The 21,695-nt window shown below is 45.5% G+C and carries 17 protein-coding genes; 6 read left to right on the forward strand and 11 right to left on the reverse strand.

The window, feature by feature from the left end; translation table 11 throughout:
- Positions 1–83: 83 nt before the first annotated feature.
- The 9 genes from OSCIL6407_RS0118750 to OSCIL6407_RS0118790 all read right to left on the reverse strand — a co-directional run bounded on the left by OSCIL6407_RS0118750 (position 84) and on the right by OSCIL6407_RS0118790 (position 10,581).
- Positions 84–713, reverse strand: coding sequence for an NADH-quinone oxidoreductase subunit J (locus OSCIL6407_RS0118750; RefSeq protein ID WP_007353474.1), 630 nt, complete (start codon positions 711–713; stop codon positions 84–86).
- Between the two features lie 179 nt (positions 714–892).
- Positions 893–1,483, reverse strand: a complete 591-nt coding sequence (gene ndhI / locus OSCIL6407_RS0118755; RefSeq protein WP_007353475.1) for an NAD(P)H-quinone oxidoreductase subunit I — start codon at positions 1,481–1,483, stop codon at positions 893–895.
- Between the two features lie 96 nt (positions 1,484–1,579).
- Entirely contained in the window at positions 1,580–2,698 is a 1,119-nt protein-coding gene (nuoH, locus tag OSCIL6407_RS0118760) for an NADH-quinone oxidoreductase subunit NuoH (protein ID WP_007353476.1), read from the reverse strand.
- Between the two features lie 305 nt (positions 2,699–3,003).
- Positions 3,004–4,146 (reverse strand): citrate synthase, encoded by a 1,143-nt coding sequence (locus OSCIL6407_RS0118765; protein WP_007353477.1) that lies wholly within the window; start codon positions 4,144–4,146, stop codon positions 3,004–3,006.
- Between the two features lie 143 nt (positions 4,147–4,289).
- A complete protein-coding gene (sixA, locus tag OSCIL6407_RS0118770; protein WP_007353478.1) occupies positions 4,290–4,796 on the reverse strand; it encodes a phosphohistidine phosphatase SixA in 507 nt (168 codons plus the stop codon).
- Between the two features lie 37 nt (positions 4,797–4,833).
- A complete protein-coding gene (locus OSCIL6407_RS0118775; RefSeq protein WP_019487534.1) occupies positions 4,834–6,519 on the reverse strand; it encodes a PP2C family protein-serine/threonine phosphatase in 1,686 nt (561 codons plus the stop codon).
- A gap of 316 nt (positions 6,520–6,835) precedes the next feature.
- On the reverse strand, positions 6,836–8,440 hold the full coding sequence (locus OSCIL6407_RS0118780; RefSeq protein WP_007353481.1) for an ABC transporter substrate-binding protein: 1,605 nt from the start codon (positions 8,438–8,440) through the stop codon (positions 6,836–6,838).
- 280 nt (positions 8,441–8,720) lie between these two features.
- Complete coding sequence (locus tag OSCIL6407_RS0118785; protein ID WP_007353482.1) at positions 8,721–9,329, reverse strand: TIGR04376 family protein; 609 nt, start codon at positions 9,327–9,329, stop codon at positions 8,721–8,723.
- 67 nt (positions 9,330–9,396) lie between these two features.
- A complete protein-coding gene (locus OSCIL6407_RS0118790; protein ID WP_007353483.1) occupies positions 9,397–10,581 on the reverse strand; it encodes a hypothetical protein in 1,185 nt (394 codons plus the stop codon).
- 546 nt (positions 10,582–11,127) lie between these two features.
- Between OSCIL6407_RS0118790 and OSCIL6407_RS0118795 the strand changes: the two genes are divergently transcribed.
- A complete protein-coding gene (locus tag OSCIL6407_RS0118795) occupies positions 11,128–11,673 on the forward strand; it encodes an NADPH-dependent FMN reductase (RefSeq protein WP_007357771.1) in 546 nt (181 codons plus the stop codon).
- 36 nt (positions 11,674–11,709) lie between these two features.
- Here the strand turns inward: OSCIL6407_RS0118795 and OSCIL6407_RS34570 are convergent, their stop codons facing one another.
- Positions 11,710–11,913, reverse strand: a complete 204-nt coding sequence (locus OSCIL6407_RS34570; protein WP_148288900.1) for a hypothetical protein — start codon at positions 11,911–11,913, stop codon at positions 11,710–11,712.
- On the opposite strand from OSCIL6407_RS34570, the gene mfd reads away from it, so the two are divergent.
- From mfd to OSCIL6407_RS0118820, 5 genes are all read left to right on the forward strand, one after another.
- Complete coding sequence (mfd, locus tag OSCIL6407_RS0118800) at positions 11,912–15,592, forward strand: transcription-repair coupling factor (protein ID WP_007357769.1); 3,681 nt, start codon at positions 11,912–11,914, stop codon at positions 15,590–15,592. The genes OSCIL6407_RS34570 and mfd overlap by 2 nt on opposite strands.
- Positions 15,593–15,939: 347 nt before the next feature.
- On the forward strand, positions 15,940–16,638 hold the full coding sequence (locus OSCIL6407_RS30965) for an S-layer homology domain-containing protein (RefSeq protein ID WP_019487536.1): 699 nt from the start codon (positions 15,940–15,942) through the stop codon (positions 16,636–16,638).
- Between the two features lie 181 nt (positions 16,639–16,819).
- Positions 16,820–19,468 carry a hypothetical protein gene (locus OSCIL6407_RS0118810; RefSeq protein WP_007353602.1) on the forward strand — a complete coding sequence of 883 codons (2,649 nt, stop codon included), beginning with the start codon at positions 16,820–16,822 and terminating at the stop codon, positions 19,466–19,468.
- A 222-nt stretch (positions 19,469–19,690) separates the two neighbouring features.
- On the forward strand, positions 19,691–19,915 hold the full coding sequence (locus OSCIL6407_RS0118815; RefSeq protein WP_007353601.1) for a DUF433 domain-containing protein: 225 nt from the start codon (positions 19,691–19,693) through the stop codon (positions 19,913–19,915).
- A complete protein-coding gene (locus OSCIL6407_RS0118820; RefSeq protein WP_007353600.1) occupies positions 19,912–20,244 on the forward strand; it encodes a DUF5615 family PIN-like protein in 333 nt (110 codons plus the stop codon). The genes OSCIL6407_RS0118815 and OSCIL6407_RS0118820 overlap by 4 nt, the downstream gene beginning before the upstream one ends.
- A 176-nt stretch (positions 20,245–20,420) precedes the next feature.
- On the opposite strand, the gene chlP is transcribed toward OSCIL6407_RS0118820, so the two are convergent.
- Complete coding sequence (gene chlP, locus OSCIL6407_RS0118825; RefSeq protein ID WP_007353599.1) at positions 20,421–21,641, reverse strand: geranylgeranyl reductase; 1,221 nt, start codon at positions 21,639–21,641, stop codon at positions 20,421–20,423.
- Between the last annotated feature and the right edge of the window lie 54 nt (positions 21,642–21,695).

A 21,695-nucleotide genomic window follows, 5' to 3' on the forward strand; every position in this document is an offset into this window, starting at 1 on the left:
TCTCCCATTAAAATTACTAAAAACTAGAATAGTAACGCCACCCTACTAAAGATTATTTAATCGCTATTAGGGCAGCATTACTATCATTTTTTGACATCTGACGAACTACCATCGCCCGAGACAGAAACCAATTCACGAGGTCTTTCTGCCAAGGTCAAAACAGGTTGCTTAAGTGGCTGTCCGGCTATTTCATCCGGTAAGTAGTCGCGGCGAGCTAAAATAATTGCTCCCACCATTGCCATCAACAAAAACACCGATGCTAGCTCAAATGGTAGCAAAAAGTCAGTGAAGAAATGCTTGCCAATTACTACAATAGAACTCTCACCCGCAGGTAAGGTTGCTGTTGAAATAGCCCAGGGTGTTGATAATACCATTGTTCCCAAAAGTGCAAACAATGCTACACAAACTACAGCAGTTGCAGCTTTTCGCACCCAAGCATTGGAAATCGCTCGAAAGTCTTCTCGCTTGTTTACCAACATAATGGCAAACAAAATCAAGACGTTAACAGCTCCCACGTAAATCAAAACTTGGGCCGCTGCTACAAAGTCAGCGTTGAGCAAAAGGTATATTCCCGCAATGCTCATAAACACTCCAGCTAATAAAAAAGCTGAGTAGACGATATTGGAAAACAGCACTACACCCAAAGCTGCTGCAATCATCATTACGGCTAACAGGCCGAACGAAACAATCTGAACCCCTTCTGCTAGATTCACAATTTAGTCCCTAATTCCTAATTGTTAGTGGTTAGTTGCTAATTGTTAGTTGTTAGTGGTTGAGTGGTAATTGGTAATTGGTAATTGGTAATTGATAATTGGTAATTGGTATCTTAATACTATCAACTATCAACTATCAACCATCAACTAACAACTAACCACTAACAATTAACTAACAACTAATTTGTTTTTTCTGCATTTTCCAGAATCTCTTCTGGGCGTAAACCAGCACGCCGAGCCGTGTGTGACACTTCATGCGGATCGTTTACTCCTTTCGGTAAATAAGCAAATTCTCGCATTGGCGAAACCATCGGATCGTCTGTAACTTTGTAAGGCAAGCGACCTAAAGCCACATTGTCAAAGTTTAATTCGTGGCGCTCGTAAGCCGCTAATTCATATTCTTCTGTCATCGACAAACAGTTTGTCGGACAATATTCTACACAGTTACCGCAGAAGATACAAACTCCGAAATCAATACTGTAGTGCTTGAGTTGTTTCTTCTTCGTTTCCTTGTTAAATTCCCAATCCACAACGGGTAAGTTTATCGGACAAACCCGTACACAGACTTCGCAGGAAATACACTTATCAAATTCAAAGTGAATTCTGCCCCGAAACCGCTCTGAGGGGATGAGTTTTTCGTAAGGATACTGCACTGTAATCGGACGGCGGCTCATGTGGTCAAAGGTGACGGATAGACCTTGACCGATATACTTAGCTGCTTGCAGACTATCTTTGGCGTAATCGCTAACTTGTTTGAGGAATTTTAGCATCGTGTTCTCTCTTTGAAGGAAGAAGGAAGAAAGAAGAAGGAAGAAGAGAGAAGTATGAAATTTAATAGTTCACACTTCATATTTCACACTTCTTGCTTAGCCGCCAAATGCAAAGGGGAAGGTAAGTTTTAAAGCTGCTGTCAACAGTAGGTTTACTAGAGACACGGGCAATAAAAACTTCCAGCCCAGGTCTAGTAATTGGTCAATCCGAACTCGTGGGAGCGTCCAGCGTAAAAGAATTGCCAGAAACAGCAAGAAGTAAGCTTTCAGCAGCGTCATCGTGATGCCGAGAGTTGCTGTAATTACTTGCAACCAAGGAGTTGTATCGCTCACTCCTAGCAAGTTTCCCAGCAGTTCTACGGGAATTGGGCAATTCCAACCGCCCAGATACAAAACTGCTACTAACAGGCAAGATAGGAGGAGGTTGACATAGGAAGCGATGTAATACAAGGCAAATTTCATGCCTGTATATTCAGTTTGGTATCCTGCGACCAATTCTTCCTCTGCTTCGGGGAGGTCAAAGGGTAAGCGTTCGCATTCTGCCAGTGCTGCTATCAAGAAGATGATAAAACCGGCAGGTTGTCGCCAGAGATTCCAGCCGAGAATGCCGTAGCCAGATTGTTGTTGCACGATATCGATCGTACTCAGGCTATTGGACATCATTGCGATCGCTAATACTGACAATGCCAGAGGAATTTCGTAACTAATCGACTGAGCAGCGGCTCTGAGTCCACCCAGAAGCGCATATTTATTGTTGGAGGCATAGCCCGACATCAGCAGGCCGATCGGCTGAATGCTACCCAGGGCAATCCATAGAAAAACCGCTGTCCCTATGTCAGCGATTACCAAATTTTGTCCAAAGGGAACGATTAAGTAGGACAGAAAAACTGGAATCACAACAATCATCGGGCCCAATGTAAACAGCAATGGGTCAGACAATGCGGGGACGATATCTTCCTTGAAAAGCAGTTTCAAACCATCGGCAAGGGGTGCGAGCACTCCGAGAGGCCCGATAAATTCTGGCCCGATGCGCTGTTGGGCAGCGGCCGAGATTTTCCGCTCTAGCCAGACGGCGACGAGTAAGCCGACTGAGGCTCCCAGAATCACTACTAACATCGGCAGCGGTAGCCACACCAGTTTGGCGATATCCCCTGGCAAGCCCAAATTGGTTAGGGCTTGTACAAAACTTCCTTGTAAGTCTATTCCTGCATTCATTTGGCCAGCTTCAGACTCATCACATATAATTTTGAACTGTTGCGCCGCAAGCGTTGCACTACTTGAGTGGGCTTGCGGAACTTCTGTAAAGATTTTGTAATGCTTTACCGCCTAACAGTATACCGTTCCAAAGCGTAGGCAAACGCGGGCAACCGTGAAATTATACTTATAACTAGGGGCTAGGGGCTAGGGGCTAGGGGCTAGGGAAGGAGAGGGGGAGAGGGGGAGCAGAGGAGTAGGGGGAGATGGGGAAGATGAGTAATTAGCCATTAGCCATTACCAATTACCAATTACCAATTACCAATTTAACTCCGTTTTTCAATCGGCGTATAAGGAACTCCATGCTCCCCTGTATAGATTTGAGTCGGTCGATAGATGCGGTTTTCGTGTAGCTGTTCTCTCCAGTGAGCTAGCCATCCCGCAACCCGTGCGATCGCAAACACTGGCGTAAACAAATCCGTTGGAATCCCCATTTTTCGGTAAACCAAACCTGAGTAGAAATCTACATTCGAGTAAATTCCTTTGTGACCCAGTTTTTCCTCTACGACTTCCTCTAATTTCAGAGCAATATCGTAATACTTATCATGGCCAAATTTCTCAAACAGTTGTTCTGCTAATCCTTGAAGAATGGTTGCTCTGGGGTCTTTCACTTTATAGACTCGGTGTCCAAAACCCATGATTTTGTGTTTGTTTTCCACACACTTTTCTACATAGGCTCGTACATTTTCTGGAGAGCCAATTTCTTCGAGCATATCAATTACTTCTTCATTCGCTCCCCCATGCAGCGGCCCCGCTAGAGTTCCTACTGCTGAAGCAACCACTGCATAAGGGTCTGTGAGGGTGGAAGCTGTCACCATTGCCGAAAATGTAGACGCATTGATCGTATGTTCGGCGTGGAGGGTGAGGCAAACATCAAAAACGTAAGCGGCCAAGGGATCTGGTTCCCGCTCGTTGAGCATATACAGGAAGTTGGCGGAGTAGTCCAAATTATCCCTTGGTTGTACGGGATCGTTGCCTTTTCGCATTAACTGGAATGCCGCTACCATTGTGGGAATTTTCGCTAGCAGCCGCACTACTGCTTCCCGGACATATTCTTGATTGGGCAGAGCCCGACGGGAATAGAATAAGCCCAAGGCGGCTGCGGATGCTTGCAGAGCGTCCATTGGATGGCCCGTTTCTGGGAAGCATTTCATCATGTCCCGGATGCGGTATTTGACTCGTCTGTGATACCGAATTTGGTGCTCAAAGGCTGCAAGTTCTTCTTTTGTTGGTAATTTCCCCCATATTAATAAATATGAAGTTTCCAGAAACGAACTTTTGGCTGCGAGTTCTTCAATACTAATTCCCCGATATTCCAGCAAGCCTTTTTGTCCATCGACGTAGCTAATGCTGGACAAGGTAGCGGGTACACCTTCTAAACCTGGCTTGAAATCGCCGATGACAACCATGAGATTACCCTTTGTGCGAGCTGAACCTACTCAAGTTACATTACCAGAAAGTTTTGTGGTGTCGCCTATTTAACAAGTGTTATTTTACAGGTTTTAGGGTTAAGCCTAAATTGCTGGCTCTCTCTAACTGTGCAACAGGGGGGTTACGATCCCAGTAAGAATTTGGGGGGAGTGAGCCAGAACATTTGGCTACGACTTACTGGGGAGCCTGTTTGGGGGAGGATGAGGCCGATGATGCCTGCTTTTTTCAGGATCAGGGCATCGCGCGATTCGCCCCAGAGTAATATTTCGGCCCAGTTGGCTAAATCTGGCTGGTGCCCAATGAGGGCTAGGTTAGTTCCACCGTTTATTTGCCATTGCTGATACCAGTCTAGCCAGGTTTGGATGTCTCCTTCGGGGGCTAGGGCGGCGGATTGTTCTATTTGGGAACTTAAACCGACTGATTGTAGGATTTGGGCTGTGGCTTTGGCTCGTGTCAGGGGGCTGGTAAGGATGAGGTCGAAGTGAAGGCCGAGTTCGAGGAGGCGATGGGCTATTTTTTTTGTTTTGCGATCGCCTTCTTTGGTGAGGGGGCGCTCCTCGTCTGTGGGCCAATCTTCGCGATCGGCGGCTATGCCATGACGGATCAGGTAAAGTTCTTTATTAACCACTAATTGCTAAATCCTAAGTATATATTAATCTGTGTCACTATTTTTGCTTGAAAACTACCAGGGTAATGTCATCATAAACTTTTTCTGTATTAATATGCAGCCGCAGATCGGCAATGACGGCTTGCCTAATTTCATCAGCAGTAAGTTGCCAGCTTTGTTTGACAACCTCCATTAGGCGTTCTAAACCGTATTGCCTTTTTTCCAAATTGGGAGCTTCAGTAATACCATCAGTATATAGTACCACCACATCTCCTGATTGTAGTTGTACCTTATTTGACCCAAAAAAACGAGCAATGTCAGCTTCTAAACCAATAGGGAAACCTAAATTTTCTGTATCAACGATCTCCACTAACGGCTGACCATCGCTGCCGCCACGCACGATGATTATATCTTCATGTTGCCCGCTAAAAGTCAGAGTTCCCCGCTCGTAATCTAGCAAAGAAAGACTCAAGTGTTTATCAGAATTCATTCGCTGCACATTTTCATAAATTGTGGAATTTATGGTGTTTAAAATTTTCTCAGAGTCAGTTTCATTATGGGCTAGCAATGTTCGCAGCGCCGTTTGTACCATAATCATTAACACTCCGCTTTCCAAACCGTGTCCTGTGACATCGCCGATGCTGATTTTGATGCGACCATTTTTCCGCACAATGTCATAGTAGTCGCCGCCAACTTCGTCAGCGGGTTCCATAAATCCTGCGATATCTAATTCTGGAATTTGACTGAGTTCCTCTGCTTTGGGCAAAATCATTTGTTGTAGTTTCCGCGTCACTTCTAACTCAGCGCTCATGCGGATATTTTCAGCTTTTAGACGATTATTAAGTGCGATAATTTCTTGATTGGCTTGGGCGAGTTCGGCAGTACGGTTCACAACTTTAGCTTCGAGGGTGTCAAAAGATTCTTTCAACTGGTAACTCATGCGGTTGAAAGTATCAGCGAGAATGCCGACTTCATCTTTACTGCGAACTTTAACAGTCTGATTTAATTGTCCTTCGGCGATCGCTTCTGCCCCCGCAACCAGTTCTGCGATCGGCGAAGTCAGCCGCCGCGCCAGCCACCAACCGATGCTCACTGCTAATGGTAATGTTGCCAAAAATGTGATCAGAGCCGCGTTTCTCGCCTGAATTTCGCTCTGAAGCACCCCAGAAGCGTCCAATTCGATCGCTAGTACGCCTTCCCGCCGCCCCATCGCGTCCACAATCGGTACGTAACCCGATAAGATCGCATTTCCAGCTTGGTTTTGCATCAGAGTATTTTCTACCATCGGCCCGGAAATATTGCTCAAACCACCTTTCAACAGAGGTGTCAACTTCGTAAGGGTTTCACCGACAGTGGCGTTCGGGTTGGGTGGGGGGGAATAATCGATTACATAGACGATGTTGCCGTTGGGCTGCTGGCGGAGGGTATAAACTCGTTTGATACCTTTGGTTGCTGCTTGAAAGGCTTGGAGGCGCTGGCGAAGGATCTGATAGTAAGGGCGCTGCTGATCGCTGTAGGTGACAACAAGGGAATGGTAGTCACTATCCATTTGGGGGGCGGCTAGGCTGACGAGATCCAGGAGGCGATCGCTTATGGCGTGACGTTGGGCTTTCCGCAAGTGCAGGTAAAGGTTTGCTGTCAGTGCTCCAGCGACGAGTACAATCAAGATGGAATAGGCGGCGGTGAGTTTAGTGCTTAATCCCCAACCCCGGTGTTTGGCTTTGATAAATTTGAAGTTTTTCATCTTATTAGGGCTTACGCATTTTTACCAAAATACGTCATTGCAACTCAAGCACAGTCAAGCCTAGCCAAGTTACCACCTTTATTGCTCAGTGATTGAAACCGCTGGTAGACAAGCAAAATTCGCCCATGCTGACTAAAGACTAAAGGGGGATTTTAAGCCGGATTTGGTATTAAACAATTTGTATGTAGTTGTGTTTTAACTCTAAATCACAACTACGGACATTTAACTAAATTATTAAATTATTTAATTAACTAGCTACTGCTTTTAATTAGCAATTAGCAATTAGCCGTTAACTCTCAACAATTAGCAGCATTGTTTATGGATTCAAGCCGAGGGACGCTCGGTAAGCAGCGCGTTGCTTCTCTCTTCCCATTTTATTTGTAATTTCTTCCCATCCATTATTAATTTTCTCTACCGCTTCGTCTCTGGTAATTTTTCCAGCCAGGAAATCGGCAATATTTTGATCTAAAACTTCTCCTTGATAACGGTTGTTTTCAGGAATTCGCAGGTCAAGTACGATATTTGGACTTCTTAGACTAACACCGATCGCACCAAGGTACTTGCTAGCAGCTTCAAAACTCATGCCTGCTTTTAGCCAGGGTTCGCGGTTGGTAAACTGGGAGGTGCGGTAGGGATTGAAACCTGTTACTCCAATGGTTACATCGGTATTGGCTTGGGCTGGTTGGCTGAGGTAAGATATGAAAGCGTAACCTGCATCTTTGTGTTTGGGGGGGGCGGCGTTGTTAATAGCTCCAACCCAACCGCCAAAGGCTGCATAAGGAGCGTGATTGACATCGTTAATAGCAAAAGGACAAGTAAGTTTGTCGCAAGGTATTAATTTGCCAGTGGCGCGATCGAGCACTTTTTTAGTTCCTGGTAATATGACGGCCCCTACTTTGTCTTTGACTTTGGAGTTAGGCGCGATCGCCAAGGTGCCAATATCACCCCAGTCTAAAGTTAATGCACAGCGACCAGCTATAAAGGAACTACGAGAGTGTTCTACGTCAAAATTCAACTCGTCAGGCGGGCCGTATTTTACTGTTTCCTTGTAGATATCTAGAGCAGCGGCTACAGCTTCATTATTGACTAACGGCTTCATAGTGTCTGGATCGAAAAATGCGCCTTGCTGAGTACCCTGACTTTGGACAAAGGAAGTGACAATAGACCAAAATATCGAGAAGGATTGGGAGTTAGACTTTTTAGAGGTGCAGGAACCGTAATCGGGAGTGTTATCGTTGTTCAAGTCGCGGTTATGAAACTGTTTAGCGATCGCCAGATAGTCTTCCCAAGTTTCCGGGGGATTGATATTTGCTTGTTCCAGTAAATCTGTCCGGTAGTAAACCATCTGAAAGTCGCCGTCTAGGGGAATGGAGACAATTTTGCCTTGATAAGTCGAACTGAAGTCGCGGAAAAATGGGGCGATGTCATTCCAATCAATGGCAGTGTCAGTCGCGACTCGCTGAGTTAACTTTTCCAAATATCCAGAGGTGGCATAGTCCACCATCCATTGAGGCGCGAAGACAAGGACATCATATTTGTTAGTTCCTTGACTCAAATCCTGCTTGATTTCCTCATACAATTTCCCAAAGGGAAACATGACGACATTTACCTTTGCTCCTGTGAGTTTCTCAAATTCAGGAACTCGTCGTTTTATGGGCTCTGCGATCGGCGGTAGATCGCGAGTTACTAAGGTAATGGTTGTGCCATCAAACCGGGTGACAGGAACCGGAGAATTCTTAATAGTAGAATTGCTAGTATAGCTGCTAGTAGAGTTGTTAGTAATAGAGGGCTGAGGGCTGTTTTCTGTGACTGGTGGTGCTTGACAGGCGGTAGCGATTCCTCCCCACAGAGTAACTAATCCAATTAAAATTTTTCTAGTTCTCTTAGGCCGTTGTAAACGGTTTGTAGTTTGAGAGTGCATCTAATATAATTCCTTGCCTACTTTTCTGGGTACGCGATAATTATTGTAACGTCGCCCTCTGGACGGTAAGCTGTTATACATCTAAATTACCTATTCCAAAATTGTCAATCCTTTGTGGTGCGAGCCGGAGAGTTCGCTAGGGTAGTATGGTTTAAATGCAGAACAGCTTATCTTTACCGCCCAGAGGGTGGCGTTACGTGAATGCGTAAGTTTTTAACTAATAACAAACAACAAACAACAAACAACTAACAACTAACAACTAACAACTAACAACTAACAATTACCTTCCCATATTCCGCTTCAGTTGCTCAATTTCCTCATCTGTTTCCCAGCGTTTAAACTTTTCTTCTAAAAGATCGGATTGGTTCCCGGAACTATAATTACTGCTTTGGTTCCAACCTTTAGTATCCCAGCGTTGATCGTTTTGATTAGTGGTAGCAGTCGCAGTAGCAGTTGCAGTTGCTGCTGCTGCTGTTGCTGCTTCCGCTGCTTTAGCCCGCACTTCTTGACGGCGCACTTGGATTTGCCGATAAAGTTCTTTGGATTTAGCAATGCGCTCTTTACATCCTTGCATTTGACCCCAGCGTTGATTTCCTTGACGCAGTAGAGCAGCCTCTCGTTCTTGAGCTGCTTGAGCTAAATCTACTCTATTTGCGGCTTTAGCTTTTTCGAGACGAGAGTGCCAGCGTTGGATTTCTTGAGCTGTAGCCAGAATTTCTTCCTGTAACTTTTTTTCTTGTCGTTGCAGATCGGCAATAAGGCGCAAGGTGTCTTCTTCTTGTTCCCGTAATTGTTCTTCTAGCGCCTGCAACTCTAGATGCGGATTATTTCGCAAGAACTCTTCTAATCGTGTTTCTAGAAAGCGGCTGAAATCGTCGAATAAGCCCATGTTGATAGTTAATAGTTAGTTAACAGTTAACCGTTAACAGTTAACCGTTAACAGTTAACTACCAATTTTAAAACTTCTGTCCGACAAAAATAGAGCGGACTTCACCACCTTTACGGATAACCGCTTCCTGATTTTTGACTTCTGCTAATGTCCAACCACTAGCACCAATGCTTTCGCCTACATAGATCCGGCGGGCTACGCCCTCAATCTCAAACAGGGCGGCGGAGCGATCGCCTAGTTCTAAAATCCCTACTAGAGTATGAATCGTAGTTGGGGCTTCACTCGCAGGAGATGACTCTGCTGGTGTTGACTCTGCTGGTTGGGGAGCAGTTGAGGCTTCCGGGGCGGCTTCTGGTTGACGTTCAGGTTCGCGAGCTAAGATTCTTCCTGAAGACGGTGCAGCTTCCGGGCTAACTACTGGAGCTGAGGGAGTTACTGGCGCTACATTAGTTCGGGGAATTGCTGGAGTTGTAGGTAATACCCCACTTGTTGTCGGAGAGGCCGAGGAGGGCGCTGTTTTAGGAGCAGCCGCCGGGGGAACAATTACTACTTGGGTAGGAGGTGTCCCTGGCTGAGCGGAGACTTGCTGTATGGCATCTGCAACGCGGTTGATGGCTTGCGCGAGGCCGGCAGTTGGGGGAGGAGAACCGGGAACTGGAATCGCTGGCAGGTTGGTTGTGACTGGTGCTCCGGGAAGGTTAGGATTTTGCAGTTTGGGTTGTGTTGCTTTTTTTTGGTCGAGGGCATCAAGGGCTTGCTGCATATAGATTCCAAACTGGGAATCTGCCTCTGCTTTTGCCTCTGTAGCTGCTTGGGATGCTGAGACAGTAGGGGTAGAGACTACAAATCGCCGCATTCCGCTTCTGCTTGCTAGCCACAAGCCTAATGTGAGTAATAGGGAGGCAAAGGCTGCTCCTAAGAGGATTCTGTCAAAGGATTGTTTGGCTTGCTGCTTTTTGGCGACTAATATGGCGTGACGCGCGATCGCTTCGGTATCGATGCTGTCTTCTTGAGACGGCATCGATGGTGTGGACAAAATAATTTGCGGTACTGCGATCGGTTTAAGGGAGACGAATTCTGCCTGCACTGGTTCTGTGGGCAGACCGGCACTACTGTCTAGCGCTCGGTCAACGTCTTCAAATAGTTCGTCCATCAATCGCTCTGCATAGGAATCAACCAAACCCGTTTGGTTGGCGATCGCCTCTTCTGCTGGCTCTAGGGCTAGCTGTTTAGTCATTACGTTCTGAGACATAAATTTTGTTCCTCCCGCTCCTCAATAACCCCGACTCTGCTTTAATCCAGACTTCTTATAGGATACTTTTAAAATTTACTACTAGCGCTATCTCTTTAACATCATTGATTTTATCCAATTTCATCATAATTTTTTTAGGGGCTGGGGAAGAAGGGGCTAGGGGCTAGGGGCTAGGGGCTAGGGGCTAGGGACTAGGGGAAGAAGCAGGGCTGTTTCATTCTCGGAAAAACCGCGATTTTGTAGGGTAGTGCCCCCGTGCCTACCCATCACCAACCATCAAATGAGGGTTTCAGACTCTGGGCGGGCAGCCAATCGGCACCGCCCCTACCGAGAATGAAACAGCCCTGGGGGAAGAAGGGGCTATAGCAACCGCCAAGGCGGTTAGGACATAATTATTGCTTCCACCCTTACTACCTTCTACCTTCTGCCTCCTGTCTCCTGCCTCCTCTTAGGGATTCCCTTGACAGATTGCGGTTTTATTTGTTAACTTAATCATAGTCGGTATGAGTACGTTTTATTGAAGCTGTTTATTTTTTATCAACTGCTATGGTTAAGATTGTTGGGATTGGCGGAAGTTTGCGAGCTGGCTCCCATAGCCAGATGGCTTTGAATGCGGCAAGCGATCGCGCGACGGCATTGGGCGCAGAAGTGGAGATATTGGATTTGCGATCGCTGAATCTCCCTTTTTGCAACGGCGAGGATAACTATCCTGACTACCCGGATGTAGAGCGGTTGCGGAATGCCGTTAAGCAGGCTGATGGTTTGATTTTGGCAACACCGGAGTATCACGGTAGCGTTAGCGGCGTGATTAAAAATGCGCTGGATTTATTGAGTTTTGAGCATTTGGACGGGAAAGTTGCGGGTGCAATCAGTGTTTTGGGCGGTCAGTCCAATAACAATGCTCTTAACGATCTGCGGGTAATTTTGAGATGGGTACACTGTTGGGTAATACCCGAACAGGTCGCGATCGGTCAAGCTTGGAAAGTTTTTAGTCCTGATGGCAAATTGTTGGATGAGAAGCTATCTCAACGCTTCGATCAATTCACCCAGAGTTTAGTAGAAAATACTCGCAAATTGCGGGGAGTTTCGTAGGATCGGGGCGGGTCATACCCGCCTGATATAGAAAAGCTAAATTATTGCAGGAATAGCTATACTTGCTTGCGTTGCTTTCAATGAAGAGTTCGGTGGCACGAGCGATCGCTTAAACTTAGCCCCGCAGGATAAATGTGTCTGGGGGTCATTAATTTGATGGTAAATTCTGTACAGTGAAGGAGTTACATAAATATCCTCCGGCTTTTTGTCCGAAGGAGTATAAGCACTTCCATAAAACATGGCTTTCTCTTCGATTATTCGTACCATTGGGCGATCGCAACTAGCAGCAGAACTCCTCACCCAACTAAAACGGCACCGGTGTTTGCAACTTTCCGGTGTCGCCCGTTTGCCCAAAGGTTTGACAGTTTCAGCTCTAGCACAGCAAGAAGGGCGAAATTTACTTGTAGTAGCGGCAACTTTAGAGGAAGCAGGGCGCTGGGCCTCTCAACTTGAGACGATGGGTTGGCAAGCTGTTCACTGTTACCCGACTTCGGAGGCATCCCCTTACGAGGTATCTTACTCCGAGCAAAGTGAAATGACCTGGGGGCAAATGCAGGTTTTAGCGGATCTGCTGAGTGGGGAATTGGGAGCTCTTGAGCAGGGGGGCGGAGGGGCAGAGGGACAGGGGGGCGGAGGAGCAGAGGGGCAGGGGAGCGGAGGAGCAGAGGGGCAGGGGAGCGGAGGGGCAGAGGAGAGAGTTCCGTCTTCTATCTCCCCATCTCCCCTGCTCCCCCGCTCCCCCGCTCCCTCCCGCTCTTCCCCTTCGATCGCCATTGTCGCTACAGAAAGGGCTTTGCAGCCTCATTTACCGCCTGTATTGGCTTTTAAACCATTTTGCCTGAAATTAAAGCGGGGTATGAGTTGGGATTCTAGGGCAGTTGACCTGAAACTGGCTATGATGGGATACGATCGCGTTTCTCTGGTGGAAATGGAGGGACAGTGGAGCAGGCGCGGCGATATTGTTGATGTCTATCCAGTGGCGGCGGAGTTGCCAGTGCGGTTGGAGTGGTTTGGGGATGAGTTGGAACAAATGCGGGAATTTGACCCATCTACCCAGCGATCGCTTGACAAAATTAATCAGTTGGTTTTGACTCCTACGGATTTTAGCCCAATTATTGCTGCTGCTCTTCAAGCTAGCGGCGAGGGGGAAGGGGAAGGGGAAGGGGAAGGGGAAGGGGAAAAGTTATCTTCTAAAGTGCCGCGAAGGTTGTTGGGTAAGGCTTTTGAGCAGCCAGCTTGTTTGTTGGATTATTTGCCTGAGAATACGTTAGTGGCTATTGATGAACCAGGTCAATGCCAAGCTCATAGCGATCGCTGGTTTGAAGTAGCCCAAGAACATTGGAGAATTGAGAATGAAAATTTGGAATTACCCAAAATTCACCGCTCTTTTGCTGATTCTTTGGCAAATGTCGAAGTATTCGATCGCATTTCCCTCACAGAATTAGCAGAAGATGCTTCAGCTCAAAAGTCAAAAACGCCCAGCGTTGGGAGTGCAACGAAGCAATCTCAAAGCTCTATTAATTTAGCCAGTCGTCCCGTACCGGTGATGCCGCACCAATACGCGAAACTGGCAGAAATGGTCAGACAAGAGCGCGATCGCGGCTTTTCTATTTTTCTAGTTTCAGCTCAACCTAGCCGTTCTGTTTCTCTGCTATCAGAGCATGACTGTCCCTCTCAATTCATCCCCAATCCTCGCGACTATTTAGCGATTGACAAACTACAAGCCCAACACTTGCCGATCGCCTTAAAATACAGCGGAGTTGCCGAGTTAGAAGGTTTTATTCTCCCTACTTTCCGGTTAGTTGTTGTCACCGATCGTGAATTTTACGGTCAACACTCCCTAGCTACTTTTAGCTATATCCGCAAGCGGCGGCGTGCGGCTTCTAAACAAGTTGATCCTAATAAACTTAGTGCTAATGATTATGTAGTTCATCGACAGCATGGAATTGGCAGATTCCTGAGATTGGAAAGCCTGACAATTAATCAAGAAACTCGCGAATATTTGGTGATTCAATATGGAGACGGGACGCTGAGAATAGCGGCCGACCAATTGGGCGCACTATCTAGGTTTCGGACGGTGGGCGATCGCGCTCCTGAACTCAACAAACTTAGCGCTCAAACTTGGGAAAAAACTAAGGCAAAAGTCCGCAAATCGATTAAAAAATTAGCGGTAGATTTGCTGAATCTTTACGCGAAAAGAGCGCAGCAAGTAGGTTTTGCTTTCCCGCCAGATATGCCTTGGCAACAGGAATTAGAGGATTCTTTTCCCTATCAACCTACTCCCGATCAGTTGAAGGCGACTCAAGATGTGAAACGCGATATGGAAGGCGATCGCCCGATGGATCGCCTGGTCTGTGGTGATGTTGGTTTTGGCAAAACGGAAGTGGCGATCCGCGCAATTTTTAAGGCGATTACTGCTGGCAAACAGGTAGCAATGTTAGCGCCAACAACGATTTTAACTCAACAACATTATCACACTCTCAAAGAACGTTTTGCACCTTATCCGATTGAAGTTGGTTTACTAAATCGTTTCCGTACTGAAACTGAACGCCGGGAGCTTCAAAGGCGCTTGGCCAGTGGTGAATTAGATGTAGTTGTGGGAACTCAATCTATTTTAAGCAAGGGAGTTAAGTTTAAAGATTTAGGCTTAATGGTGGTGGATGAAGAACAGCGATTTGGAGTTAAGCAAAAAGAAGCTATCAAAGCGTTGAAAACGATGGTGGATGTGTTAACACTCACCGCAACTCCGATTCCTCGAACTTTATATATGTCACTTTCTGGGATTCGGGAAATGAGTATAATTGCGACACCACCGCCTACCCGCCGCCCAATTCAAACCCATTTAGCTGCTTACGATCCAGAGGTAGTAAGAACTGCAATTCGCCAAGAATTGGATCGGGGGGGTCAGGTGTTTTATGTAGTACCCCGGATTGAGGGAATTGATGATTTAGCAGCACAATTGGGGGTGATGGTTCCGGGGGCAAAAATTGCGATCGCGCATGGTCAAATGGATGCTTCGGAACTGGAAGCGATTATGCTGGCTTTTAGTGCTGCGGATTTCGATATCCTCGTTTGTACGACAATTATTGAATCAGGTTTGGATATTCCCCGCGTCAACACAATTTTGATTGAAGACGCACAAAGATTTGGTTTAGCTCAACTTTACCAATTACGAGGTCGCGTGGGACGGGCGGGGGTACAGGCCCACGCTTGGCTATTTTATCCCAATCAAAATCGCCTTACAGATGAAGCACGTCAGCGGTTGAGAGCGATTCAAGAATTCGCACAATTGGGATCGGGGTATCAATTGGCAATTCGAGATTTGGAAATTCGCGGTGCTGGTGATATTTTGGGAGCGGAACAGTCCGGTCAAATGGACGCGATCGGTTTTGATTTGTACGCACAGATGTTAGAAGAGGCGATTCGCGAAATTAAGGGCCAGGAAATCCCGCAGGTAGAAGATACGCAAATAGATTTGACCTTAACGGCGTTTATTCCGGCGGATTATATCACAGATTTGGATCAAAAGATGAGCGCTTATCGCTCTGTAGCATCTGCTAGTACACTAGAAGAGTTGAGTCAAATAGAGGCGGCGTGGTGCGATCGCTACGGCCCGATTCCTAAACCTGCTCAGCAATTAATTCGAGTAGTTCAATTGAAACAATTAGCAATGAAAATTGGCTTTTCGCGGATTAAACCGGAGAATAAGCAACACATTGTTTTAGAAACGCCAATGGAGGAACCGGGTTGGAATTTACTTAAAGCAAATCTACCGGATCATCTTCACGCTCGTTTTGTTTACAGCAAGGGGAAAGTTACTATCCGAGGGATGGGGGTTTTAACTGCTGATAAACAATTAGATCATTTAATTGATTGGTTGGGTAAGATGCAGGGAGCTTTATCAGAAGCAACAATTTAAGGTGTAGATCGAAATTCCCGGAGTAGGGAGTTGGGATTGTGAAGTTAATTATAATGGCTAATTGCTAATTGCTAATGGCTAATTGCTAATTGCTAATGGGTAATGGGTAATTGGTAATTGCTAATTCAGGACTTTGGCACCCAACTAAAGAAACCGGGTTTTTTTACGAAAATACTTCGCTTTTACCCACAGATTCTCTCAAAAACCCGGTTTCTGGAGCCCTGAGCGTAAGTCCTATAATTGCTAATTACCCATCTCCCCTGCCCCCCTGCCCCCCCGCTCCCCCTCTCTTCCCCTAGCCCCTAGCCCCTAGCCCCTAGCCCCTAGTTACAGGAGTCTTTAAAATCATGCAAAAGTTAGTCCTTATTTTTTCGACAATATTGCTAGTACAAGGAGTGCCAATAATGGTAGAAGCTCAACAAGTAGGAAGTCCAATTGAACAGGTTGTACAAGCTGGATTGATGACAAAAGATACCAATGGCAATTTTAATGCTGAGGGCATTATTAGTCGTGCTGAATTGGCTTCTATTTTAGTGAGAACCTTTCAATTAGAGCGTCGAAATACAGCGCAAAAACCGGATATTGCTGTACCTGATGTACCTAACTCTTATTGGGGATACAATGCGATCCAAACTGTATTAAAAACGGGAACAATGAGCGGGTATCGAGATGGGCTATTTTTCCCTAATCAAAGGGTAAGCCGTGCGGAAGCTTTGGCAATTTTTGCTCAAGCTTATGGAGTGTTTCAGTTTCCCGAAGAGAATGTTTCTGAGATTTTAGCTAGATATCCCGATGCTGGAGAAATTCCTAGTTGGGCGAGAAAGTCAATGGCGACTGCACTTTATGAAAGGTTTGTGAATATTGAGGGAGGAACTAATAAGATTAATCCTTTGAACCCAATGACTCGCGCGGATATGGCTTATGCGTTGAGTAGGTATTTGGAGAAGCAAGCAAGACCTGGTTCTATTCCTGCCGATCCTGCTCCTAGTGGAAGTAATTCTACTCCTAATCCGGTTAATATTCCGATTCCGGTTCCCGGAACTTGATGCGATTGAGATTATATTACACTCTGCCATTGCAAACGCAGTGAAGCGATCGCAATAGTTATGGGATTGCTTCACTGCGTTTACAATGATAATTATTTACCGTGATTACGAATAGTTAAACAGGACTTACATAAGTAATGTGTAAGTCCTATAAAAGTTAAAACTTTAACTCTAAAATCCGATGTCACAGACACCCTTAAGCCACCGCTTGAATCAGTTGCCACTCATTCTGACAGGGCCAATCTTGCGACGTACAGAAAGCGAGGCTGTTACGGTTTGGCTAGCGCTGAAAGAGGCAAGCGAAGTGACACTCAGGGTTTACGCGACAGTTGAGGGAAAGGGCGAAATCCTTGGTAATTGTATTTTGGAAGGTTCGCGGCAAGCGGTAAAGTTGGGTAAATATCTGTACGTTGTGGCTGTCACCGCTAAGCCTGTGAATGACTACCAACTGGAATCGGGACAAGTTTATGCCTACGACTTGAATTTTAGTTGTGCGCCCCAAAAAAGTTTAAATTGGGCCTTGGGAATTGAGGCTAAAGATGAGGGTTTAGAAACCGGGTTTTTTGATGAAAATACTTCGTTAGAACAAACAGATTCAGTAAAAAACCAGGTTTCTTTGTTCGGAATGCGTAAGTCTTGCCTTAGCTATTTTGACCATCAACTGCCTACTTTTGCCTTACCGCCAGAGGACTTAAATCACCTGCGAATTGTACATGGTTCTTGTCGTAAACCTCACGGAGGAGGGCGCGATGCGTTGCCGATATTGGATGATTTGATTCATGAGTATGCAAGAGAGGCAAATTCTCGACCTCATCAACTTTTTTTAACTGGGGATCAAATTTACGGCGATGATGTGGCAGATCCTTTGTTGTGGGCGGTGACTGAGGCTGGTGATGCACTTTTGGGTTGGGAAGAAAATTTGCCCCTGAATGAGTCTAGTCAGATTCAGGAACAGTTGTATAAAAAACCTTCGGAGTTAAAACCAGGCGATCGCAGCGATATTGCTAGAGATTTTGCCGGCTTTACGGCGATGCTAGTTAATAAACCGGATAAGGCGAAAAGTCATTTGTTTAGCTTGGGTGAATATTATGCCATGTATTTGTTTGCTTGGTCGCCGATACTTTGGCCTGCGGAGTTTCCCAAGGGTAAGGATATTTACTCAAATGCTAAGCAGGCAAAGTTGTGGGATCGCGAGGTTGCAGTCATTGAGGGTTTTAGTCGCGATTTGTGGAGGGTGCGAAGGGCGATCGCCAATATTCCGACTTATACTATCTGTGATGACCACGATGTTAGCGACGATTGGTATCTAAATCGGGAGTGGTGCGATCGCGTACTTAGCAAAGCCTTGGGCCGGCGTACTGTCCAGAATGCAATTCTAGCTTATGCCATATTTCAAGCGTGGGGAAATACGCCAGATCAGTTTGAGGAAGGACAACCAGGAGAGAAACTATTAGTAGCAGCTAAAACTTGGTCGGAGTCGGCGGGTAATGACGAATCCGCCTGGGAAAGTGCGGCTAAATATTTGGGAATTCCGCAGCTAGAACCGGAAACTGGTTTACCTAAATTCAAAGTAGATGAAGATGTTTTGGTTTTAGATCGGGATTATGCTGACGGAACAGAAATTTTAAATTGGCACTACACGATTAGAAGTTTTAAACATGAAGTAATTGTGCTGGATACGCGCACTTGGCGGGGATATCCCAAGAATCATACAACTGAACCGCCCATGCTGTTGTGTCATCTAGGGTTTGAGGAACAAATTCAGCAACCTTTGATCGAAAGCGATCGCCTAAATGAAAGCAACGAAGCTAGTATCGAACTTACACTGGTAGTGCTACCTACAAATCTAGTAAGTTTGTCAATTATTGACATGGTACAGCGGTGGGATATTCAGCAAGGTAAGGTGTTTAATAGCGATGCTGGTGATTCGTGGAACTTTCACGAAATTGGTTTTATAAAGTTATTGACCCAATTGTTTAAGCGGCGCGATCGGATAGTAATTTTGACAGGAGATATTCACTATGCTGCTGCTGTTCGTCTTAACTATTGGTCAAAGCTTGATTTTAGCGAGGATAAATCTAACCTTTCTAATCTTAAGTTAAAAGAAGATTGCAATGTAACTTCTGATAATATAAATTCTGATAATATAAGTTCTCTCGATCGCACTTCAAATAGTAAGTCTTTTGTACTTGCACAACTTACCGCCAGCGCGTTTAAAAATGCTGAGTGGACGACAAATTTTGTCCACACAAAGGCAAAATCTGTGGCTTTAGAACAACCCGAAGACTGGGCCGGCTGGAATTTCCCACCGGAATTGGTGGAAATTGTTGTAACACCAGAAATAGTGCGGGTGTTGGATATTGAGGTTCCCAAAGAAGGGCCAATATTGCGCCAAGTTCAGGGTACTCGTGGTAGTTGCGAAGTAGCTTGGTCAATTGCCATTAAAGATGAAAATTCTTTGCCTGACTGGCGATATCGAATTGAGTGGATTAAACGACAAAAAGCTGAAGTTGCCTCTTGGATAAAAAGGCAACGATTGGGAAAATTTAATCCTAAAAAAAATGAATCTATCTGGTTTAAAAATGTAGAGGATGTGGTGCCATTAATTTGGCGAAATCGTTGGCTGCAAGAGGGAGAACAAATTGTCGGACAGAGCAATTTTGGCTTAGTTTCTTTTCAGTGGCCACAAGGTAATAATCATCAAGAAAAAGCTGTAATTCAAAATGTTTATTGGTATCCAGCATGGGAACCAAATAGTGTGGTTTACAGTAGATATTTTGTATCTTTAGAGTCAGATGAATCGCCACCACTACTACCAAGAATAATTTAACGTGAGTTCGTAAGTTAAACAATGACAATGATCGTCTGATTTCATGGTTCATGTTACCGAACATTTAAAGAATTTTACCGATTACAAGTAATCCCTTTCTGGTGGGTAGCGATCGCCTTTTTTCTTGCTAGATCGTCTATGTAAAATTATCTTGACAAGAATAGTGGAGATTTGGCCAAATACAACCTATTATATATTTAAGCAATTATTCTCAAAAACATAATGGAATACCATAAAATCATCACGATTGAACCGGGAAAACGCAGCGGTAAACCGTGTATCAGGGGAATGCGAATTACTGTGTACGATATCCTGGAGTATCTGGCTGGTGGTATGACAGAGGCAGAAGTTTTAGAAGATTTTTCAGAACTCACTTCGGAAGACATCAAAGCTTGCCTTGCTTTTGCTGCGGATCGCGAGAAAAAATTATTTGTGGCATCCTTGTGAAACTACTATTAGACGAAAACCTATCAGACCGAATTATTCACAGGATAATCGATTTGTATCCCGATTCCGCTCATGTCAAAACCTTGGTACTTACGAATACTGATGATTCAGTTATTTGGGAATATGCAAAGGTAAATGATTTTGTAATTGTTTCCAAGGATTCGGATTTTCATCAACGGAGTTTGCTCTACGGCTATCCACCCAAATTTATCTATCTTCGCATTGGTAACAGTCCAACATCCACGATCGTTCAAATATTGAGAGATAATTTTGATACGATCACCCAATTTTGTAATAGCGAAGTAGAAAGCATCTTGGTATTGGCTTAGTGCGATCGCACTTCCTACGGTATTGAACTTCTAAGATAATCATTTGTTTGTTTTTGAGAGGGAAAACGAACAAATTTATTATTTGGAAGGGGTAGTAAAAAAAGAAAGAAAATTCCCCCTCCCCTTGTAGGGTATGGGGGAGATATCTTTTTCAATCTGCATGAAAAACCAGGTAATTAAGGTGCTAAAGCATTGCCTCTAAGCAAACTACCGATCGTTTTCGCAGTAATTTTCATCTGCACAAACGGATTTGCTGGCACTACTGTTTTATACAAATAGCTATCAAAAGTGAGGCGCTGCACGTCGCGATCGGCGCACATCTCCACAAAAGCTTCGCGGGTGGCATCGGAACGGTAGAACACTCTTTGCAAAATGTCAAGCACTTTGTAAGTAATGCCATATTTCTTATCCCACCGCTTCAGGTAAAGCTTAAGCTCTTCTTCTGTGGGAATGCGAGTACCGTTAGCAGAAATCTCAACTATTGTTTCCGCACACATCCGGCCAGACTTAGCGGCGAAGTAAATGCCTTCTCCAGAAGATTTAGTCACATAACCAGCAGCATCGCCTACGAGGGCAACTCTACCAACTACGCGGCGGGGGCGGGGATGTTCGGGGATTGGATGAGCTTCCACCTTGATAATCTTACCGCCTGCTAATTTTTTAGCGGCGCGGGCTCTGATCCCAGCTTGTAGCTTTTTGATATCAGCTTGATTGACCTTCATCGTACCCGTGCCGACGGCAACGTGGTCGTATTTCGGGAATACCCAAGCGTAGAAATCAGTGGAAACATCGTCACCGACGTACATTTCCGCTAAGTCTTGGTAGTAGTCCATCTTATCTTCTGGGAGGCGGATGCGTTCTTGGAAGGCGATCGCATAATTGTAATCCCCAGCATCAATCGCCTTAGCTACGCGAGAATTAGCACCATCAGCGCCAATTACCAAATCTACCTTCAGATTTTTAATCGTTCCCACTGCATTACCATCGGAGTGGTCAGCATAGTGGATCGTGTAAGCATCAGTACCGTTAGTGGGGATGTCCAGCTTGTGAACAGTACCATTAATCAGCTTAGCCCCCAGAGAGGCGGCTCGATTCCGTAGGAAACTGTCGAGCACTTCCCGACGGCACATCCCAATATATTCATCTGGTTTTTCGATGTTGATGTCTACCTCAATATTTGAGGGAGAAATCATCTTCATCTTTCTTACCTGACGGTCAATAATCTCTTGGGGCAAGTCAAACTCGCTCACCATGCACAGCGGAATTGCGCCGCCGCAGGGCTTAGCATTGTCAAGCTTGCGCTCAATCAAATAAGTTTCAATGCCCGCTTTCACCAGCGTCTCGGCGGCACAGGAACCGGCCGGGCCCGATCCAACAACAGCAACCCGTAGTGTCAAAGCTGTTCTCCCAATCTCTTTTGATATGGTTTCTAAGGTGAGTATGGTATCACA

Source organism: Kamptonema formosum PCC 6407, from assembly GCF_000332155.1.
Taxonomy (GTDB): domain Bacteria; phylum Cyanobacteriota; class Cyanobacteriia; order Cyanobacteriales; family Microcoleaceae; genus Kamptonema; species Kamptonema formosum.